At 60.5% G+C, this 6,000-nt stretch carries 6 protein-coding genes; 5 read left to right on the plus strand and 1 reads right to left on the minus strand.

Features of this window, described 5'->3' with window-relative positions; all coding sequences use genetic code 11:
• The first annotated feature begins 51 nt into the window (after positions 1–51).
• Positions 52–576, plus strand: coding sequence for a PaaI family thioesterase (locus G6019_RS01185; RefSeq protein ID WP_156607490.1), 525 nt, complete (start codon positions 52–54; stop codon positions 574–576).
• A gap of 149 nt (positions 577–725) precedes the next feature.
• Here G6019_RS01185 and G6019_RS01190 read toward each other — a convergent pair whose 3' ends face one another.
• Entirely contained in the window at positions 726–1,727 is a 1,002-nt protein-coding gene (locus tag G6019_RS01190) for a helix-turn-helix domain-containing protein (RefSeq protein WP_082924073.1), read from the minus strand.
• A gap of 118 nt (positions 1,728–1,845) precedes the next feature.
• Between G6019_RS01190 and G6019_RS01195 the strand changes: the two genes are divergently transcribed.
• The 4 genes from G6019_RS01195 (at position 1,846) to G6019_RS01210 (ending at position 5,975) form a co-directional block, all read left to right on the plus strand.
• A complete protein-coding gene (locus G6019_RS01195; RefSeq protein WP_067718080.1) occupies positions 1,846–2,166 on the plus strand; it encodes a 2Fe-2S iron-sulfur cluster-binding protein in 321 nt (106 codons plus the stop codon).
• Positions 2,167–2,237: 71 nt separating this feature from the next.
• Positions 2,238–3,578: a cytochrome P450 gene (locus tag G6019_RS01200; protein ID WP_067718083.1), complete on the plus strand. Its 1,341-nt coding sequence runs from the start codon at positions 2,238–2,240 to the stop codon at positions 3,576–3,578.
• Entirely contained in the window at positions 3,575–4,795 is a 1,221-nt protein-coding gene (locus tag G6019_RS01205) for an NAD(P)/FAD-dependent oxidoreductase (protein WP_107749264.1), read from the plus strand. Before G6019_RS01200 ends, G6019_RS01205 begins: the two co-directional genes overlap by 4 nt.
• 118 nt (positions 4,796–4,913) lie before the next feature.
• The gene (locus tag G6019_RS01210) at positions 4,914–5,975 is read left to right on the plus strand and encodes a BtrH N-terminal domain-containing protein (RefSeq protein WP_107749263.1); all 1,062 of its coding nucleotides are present in this window, start codon (positions 4,914–4,916) and stop codon (positions 5,973–5,975) included.
• Positions 5,976–6,000 lie beyond the last annotated feature (25 nt).

The raw sequence follows: 6,000 nt of genomic DNA on the forward strand, positions 1-6,000 counted from the left end.
TGAGCAGAGGTGTCACACCCAGTACAACTTCATCGACAGGAAGGTCTGGACATGGACACATTTCGCGACAAGGCCGGCGGGCCGATAGGTACCGATATCGACACCTGGGTGCGCTCGTTTACGCGCATGGAATCCGGTTCCTCCGAGCTTCCTCCCCACCACCCCAACTGCCTTGGCTGTGGACCAGAGAACCCGAATGGTCACTTCCTCTCGGTACGGCGTGACGGAGACGGCGTCGTCGCACACCACCAGTTCGACCAGCGCCACGTCGGGGCACCGGGCATTGCACACGGCGGCGCGGTAGCGACCGTGATTGACGACCTCTTCGGCTTCTTGCTGTATTCGGTCGGCGAGCTCGCCGTGACGCGCCGTCTCGAGCTCGAGTATCTTGCGCCAGCACTACTCGACACCCCGTACATCCTGCGCGCTGCAGTTCGGTCTCGCGATGGCCGGAAATTGGACCTCAAGTCCACGATGGAGGATGCAGAGGGCCGCACTGTTATTACTGCCACTGCCCTGTTCATCGTGGTCGAGGTTGAACACTTTTTGCAGTCACAGAGAAACTCGAGGGCTTAGGCCAAACTCACCGCCGCGAGCACCAGGCCCGAATACGTCGAGGGTGTCGGCGGAGCCTGAAGCTATTGAACGCCACGCCCAAAGAAAGGGCGAAGCGGAAGGCACCGTGCATTGCCAGTTGCCCTGTACGAGTCAACCAAGTGGCAGCGCTACCTACGACGGAACCCCGTCGGCGGGTGGCCGGTCCAGTGCTTGAAAGCGTGTGAAAAGCTGGCGAGGTCGCTGTAACCGAGGTCCGTGGCGATCTCGCTCGCGGACACAGATCCGTCCAGTAAACGAAGAATCGCGTACTCACGAATGACCGACTGGCGCAGTCCGCGATAGGTCATCCCTTCCTCAGAGAGGCGCCGCTTAAGTGTGCTCGTAGAGATGGAGAGTTCGTCTGCAATCCACTGACTTCCACAATCTGCGGGACGCTTCTCTATCAGACGTCTCACCTTGTCCGAATACGAGGCGATTTTACTCCGCTCGTCGAGCCTTCGCTGCAAGTCACTGATAGCGAGTCGATACGCCACGGGGTCAGAGAACCGGCAGACGTGATTGACCGCGTCAACGGGAAAATGCAGAATGGACAGTGAAGCGTCAAATACCAGGCGACCAGCTAACCGATCCTGATCCACGGGCAGACCTTCCGGAGCGGGCCAACCCAGTGAGAGTGTGATGTCTGGTGCATCGCCAACGAGTATATTCAGCAGCCTCAGCAGGACCGCACCACAGTAGGTGACCACTAGGGAGTCTAGGACTCGATCGCCCGTCTGCCCATTGAGCGCGACAGACACTCCGTGTCCACCTGCGTAGAACTGCGCACTCAGGGCTGGGGTTATTAGCGGCAGGTAGGCAAGCAATTCCAATATCTCGCCTGCGGAACCTGCGCTTACTAGTGGGACGCTTAATGGTCCGAAGGACGTCAGATGAGCATGCTGGGCGAACGCCAAACCGAGGGTCGTTGCTTGGTCGACGTCGAGGTCGGGCAAGGCTTCCCTGATCCACCGCAGGGGAACTTGGGCGTTGATGGCAAGAAGTGACTCGACGTCGCTTCGCTCACGATCCATGATCTCGCGAAACCGTGCAACGGCGTCTTGCTCCAGAACTGGGCTCTCAAGTAACTGCGCGAACACGAGCGGTGGCACGCCCTCGCGATCAAGATTCATCGCCCCCGCCTTCTGAGCCAAATTAACAAGCTTCTGCCCTCAATCAACCTAGCCGCAGTCGTCGTTGTTAGCAATGCTGTGAGCAGCTATTACCCGAACAACCATGCAGGAGCCAGCGATGACAGTCGTAACCTTCGTCTCACATGAGGGAGAGAAGCACGTGGTGCCCTTAGAGGAGGGGCAGTCACTCATGCGGATCGCCGTCAACAACGCGGTGCCCGGGATTGACGCTGACTGCGGAGGCGAAGCCGCGTGCGGCACGTGTCATGTCATCGTTGATCCGCAGTGGTCCGAACAGGTCGGCCTCTCGGGAGCAAGTGAAGAGGAAATGCTCGCAATGAACCCGGAAAGGCTGCCGACCTCTCGACTGTCGTGCCAGATGACCGCGTCCGCGGATTGGGACGGCCTGGTCGTCCAGGTGCCAGAGTTCCAGATGTAACGACGAAGGGATCAAGAGTCGTGTCAAGCAATCATGTAGAAGTCGGGGACAGAATCCGGTCGGCCATCCCGATGGATCTTCAGATCCGGGGCGCCCATCTGTACGACAGGACTCGGCGCTGGGTGACAAGGACGAATGGGAAGAAGCTCTTCGTAGAGAGTCCCATTCCTCCCGTCGAGGATGTCGAGCTCGCCGACATCGACCTCAGTAATCCCTTTCTCTATCGCCAAGGCCGCTGGCAGTCCTACTATGAGCGCCTGCGAAACGAGGCTCCGGTCCACTTTCAGCCCAACAGTGCGTTCGGGCCGTTCTGGTCAGTGACCCGACATGAAGACATCATCGCGGTCGATAAGAACCATGAGGTCTTCTCCGCCGAGCCGATGATAGTGATCGGGGCCCCGCCTCGTTTTCTCGATATTGAGATGTTCATCGCGATGGACCCACCGCGCCACGACGTGCAGCGAGCAGCTGTGCAGGGGGTGGTGGCGCCGAAGAACCTGCGCGAGATGGAGACGCTCATTCGGTCTCGGGTTCGCGAGGTACTAGACGACTTGCCGGTGAATCAGCCGTTCGATTGGGTCCAGGCTGTCTCGATCGAACTGACAGCTCGAATGCTCGCGACGCTCTTGGACTTCCCATACGAGGAACGTCACAAACTCGTGTACTGGTCAGATATTGCAACTTCGTTCGAGGAAGCGAACGGTGGTCCTGCGGACCTCGACGAGACGTTCGACGGAATGCGCGAGATGGCGAGCGGTCTGAGTTCTCTGTGGTACGACAAGAAGGCTCGGTTAGCAGAGGGGGAGGAACCCGGTTTCGACCTGGTCACCATGCTGCAGAGCAACGAGAACACCAAGGATCTGATCGACCGCCCGATGGAATTCATGGGCAACTTTGTGCTGTTGATCGTCGGAGGGAACGACACGACCCGGAACTCGATGAGTGGTGGCGTTCTGGCGCTGAACCGGTTCCCAGACCAGTTCGAAAAGCTCAAGTCCAACCCTGACCTGATCCCCAACATGGTCTCCGAGATAATCCGGTGGCAAACGCCGCTGGCCTACATGCGCCGAATCGCCAAGACTGACACTATCTTGAACGGTCAGTTCATCCGTAAGGGTGACAAGGTCGTGATGTGGTACGCCTCAGGCAACCGCGACGAGCGTGTGTTCGAGCGGCCCGATGACTTCATCATCGACCGGGCCAACGTCCGCAACCACATCTCCTTCGGGTTCGGCGTACACCGGTGCATGGGCAACCGACTGGCCGAAATGCAGCTGCGGATCCTCTGGGAAGAGCTGCTCCCCCGCTTCGAGAACATCGAGGTCGTCGGCGAACCCGAGTACGTGCAGTCCAACTTCGTGCGGGGTATCAGCAAGATGATGGTGCGCCTCACCCCGAAATCCGGAACATGACATCGCAGCGAGCCCTCATCATCGGTGCCAGCCATGCCGGAGCCCAACTCGCGGCGAGCCTACGGCAGGACGGGTGGAGCGGTGAGATCGTCCTCATCGGCGAGGAGCCCACGGTGCCCTACCAGCGCCCGCCACTGTCGAAGGCGTATCTCGCCGGGAAAACCACCCTCGACGAGATCACCATCCGCAGTTCGGACTTCTACTCCAAGCAGCGAATCCAGCTTCTCAACGCGCACGTGGAGGCGATCGACCGCTCGGCTGGGCACATCGTTATGAGCACCGGCGACACACTGACATACGACAAGCTCGCGCTGTGCACGGGAGCCCGCCCTCGTCAGCTCCGCGTTCCTGGGGCCGAGCTCGCCGGGGTCCATTACCTTCGTACCGCCGCAGACGTCGAGTTGATCCGCACGTCCGCCGCCCCCGGGCGGCGGGTGGTGATCGTCGGGGGCGGCTACATCGGACTTGAGACGGCCGCCTCACTACGGGCACTGGGCCTGGAAGTCACCGTGCTCGAGGCGACCACTCGCGTCCTCGAGCGGGTCACTGCTCCCGACGTATCAACGTTCTTCGAGCGGATCCACCGAGAGGAGGGCATCGATATCCGAACGGGCGCCAAAGTCGCAGCATTAGTCGGAGACGATTGCGTCCGCGAGGTCACACTATCTACTGGCGAGTCGATTCCGACTGATCTGGTCATCGTGGGTATCGGTGTTGAACCGAGAACAGAACTCGCCGAGGCGGCGGGCTTGACCCTGAACGATGGTGTGGTGATCGACGAGCACGCCCGAACCAGTGACCCAGCCATCGTTGCCGCCGGAGACTGTGCCAGCAAGTACATCTCTCGATACGGTCGCCGAGTCCGGCTGGAGTGCGTACCCGGAGCAACCGATCAGGCGAAACTCGCCGCGGCTACCCTTTGCGGGAAGTCCAAGAGCGCAGTGTCGCTGCCCTGGTTCTGGTCAGATCAATACGATCTCAAGCTGCAGATCGCCGGTCTCAACACCGGTTACGACGAAGTCGTCCTCAGCGGTGACCCCACCCGGGACCGCGACTTCAGCTGCTTCTACCTCCGTGATGGCGAACTCCTTGCTGCAGACTGCATCAATCGTCCCCGTGATTTCATGCTCAGCAAACAGGTCATCACACAGCAGCGTCCTTTCGTCCGGACCGATTTCGCCCATACGGGTTCTCCCGATTCCTTGCGCAATGGGTAAGCCAGTCCCGAGCGAGACTCGCACGGTCAGCGGCGGAGCCTCGACGAACGGCGCTGACATCCCACTGGCGCAGCAAGAGCCCGGTTCGTACCCGCCCGCCGTTCAGAAAGGAACTCTGATGACTCGCCAGACGCTCATCGAGAACTATCCACACCGGGTCGGGGGGCACTGCGGCTCAGCCGCGATGCGAGACCTCCTGCACTGGCAAGGCCTCGGCTGGGAAGAACCGCCCGAGGAAGGTCTCGTCTTCACCCTCGGGGGGTCACTTGGCCTGTCCTACTTGCACTCGAGCGACCTCTTCCCACCGCTTTATCTGGTAGGGAGAGACTCCGATTTCGAAGTAGATCTCCCCCATCGACTGGGCGCACAGGTCCAAGTGCTCACGACCGACGATCCCCGAGAAGGATGGTCGTGGATCAGCCAGGAGATCGATGCCGGAAGGCCAGCCCTGATATGGGGCGACATTGCAGAGTTGCCCTACCTGCGGGTTCGGCTCCAAATGAGTCGCCACGATATCGTGGTAATTGGTTACGACGAGGCGGAGAGGATCGCCTTCGTTGTTGACAACGACCGTGCCGAGGTCCAAAAGGTTTCGTTCGACGCTCTCGCTCGAGCACGGTCGTCGATGTCATTCCCACAACCGACACGTCACACCACGTACCGCATCGCCTGGCCGCATGAGTTACCAGACCTTGCGCAGGTTGCCGCAGCGGCTTTCCGTCAATCGGCAGCGAACATGCGCCACCCAACTCCGCCCGGAGTCGTCGATCTCACGACCGCGGTGAGCGGTTCCGAAGGCTTAGCAGCGGTCGCCCAGCTCGCCGCTGATGTCCGGACTTGGTCCCATCTACCGGCTGACGAACTCGAGATCCTCTTATTCAGCTTGAGCGCTTTCATCGAGAAGGCCGGCACCGGAGGTGGCCTGTTCCGAAAGCTGCTCGCTGACGGCTGCGCGGACGTGGCACGTTTGACCGGTGACCTCGCGACCGAAGATCTCGCCGTAGTCGCCAGACACTGTGCACAGACATGGACGGAGGCCGGCCGAGCCGGGATCGAGCACGAGGTCGATGTGCGTACTCGGCTGGAACGTGTGGCTTCGGCGGTTAGCCTCCTGCCCACGCTCGAGCTTCAACTGGCTGAAGCTCTGGAGTCAGCTTCGCGATCGCTTGCAGCAGCCTGACTAACCCCGCTGATTCACGGGCCGG

Source organism: Dietzia sp. DQ12-76 (assembly GCF_014145045.1).
Taxonomy (GTDB): domain Bacteria; phylum Actinomycetota; class Actinomycetes; order Mycobacteriales; family Mycobacteriaceae; genus Dietzia.

Coding starts and splice junctions, on each gene's coding strand:
- G6019_RS01185 (WP_156607490.1), top strand. CDS start 52: ATGGACACATTTCGCGACAAGGCCGGCGGGCCGATAGGTACCGATATC.
- G6019_RS01190 (WP_082924073.1), bottom strand. CDS start 1,727: ATGAATCTTGATCGCGAGGGCGTGCCACCGCTCGTGTTCGCGCAGTTA.
- G6019_RS01195 (WP_067718080.1), top strand. CDS start 1,846: ATGACAGTCGTAACCTTCGTCTCACATGAGGGAGAGAAGCACGTGGTG.
- G6019_RS01200 (WP_067718083.1), top strand. CDS start 2,238: ATGGATCTTCAGATCCGGGGCGCCCATCTGTACGACAGGACTCGGCGC.
- G6019_RS01205 (WP_107749264.1), top strand. CDS start 3,575: ATGACATCGCAGCGAGCCCTCATCATCGGTGCCAGCCATGCCGGAGCC.
- G6019_RS01210 (WP_107749263.1), top strand. CDS start 4,914: ATGACTCGCCAGACGCTCATCGAGAACTATCCACACCGGGTCGGGGGG.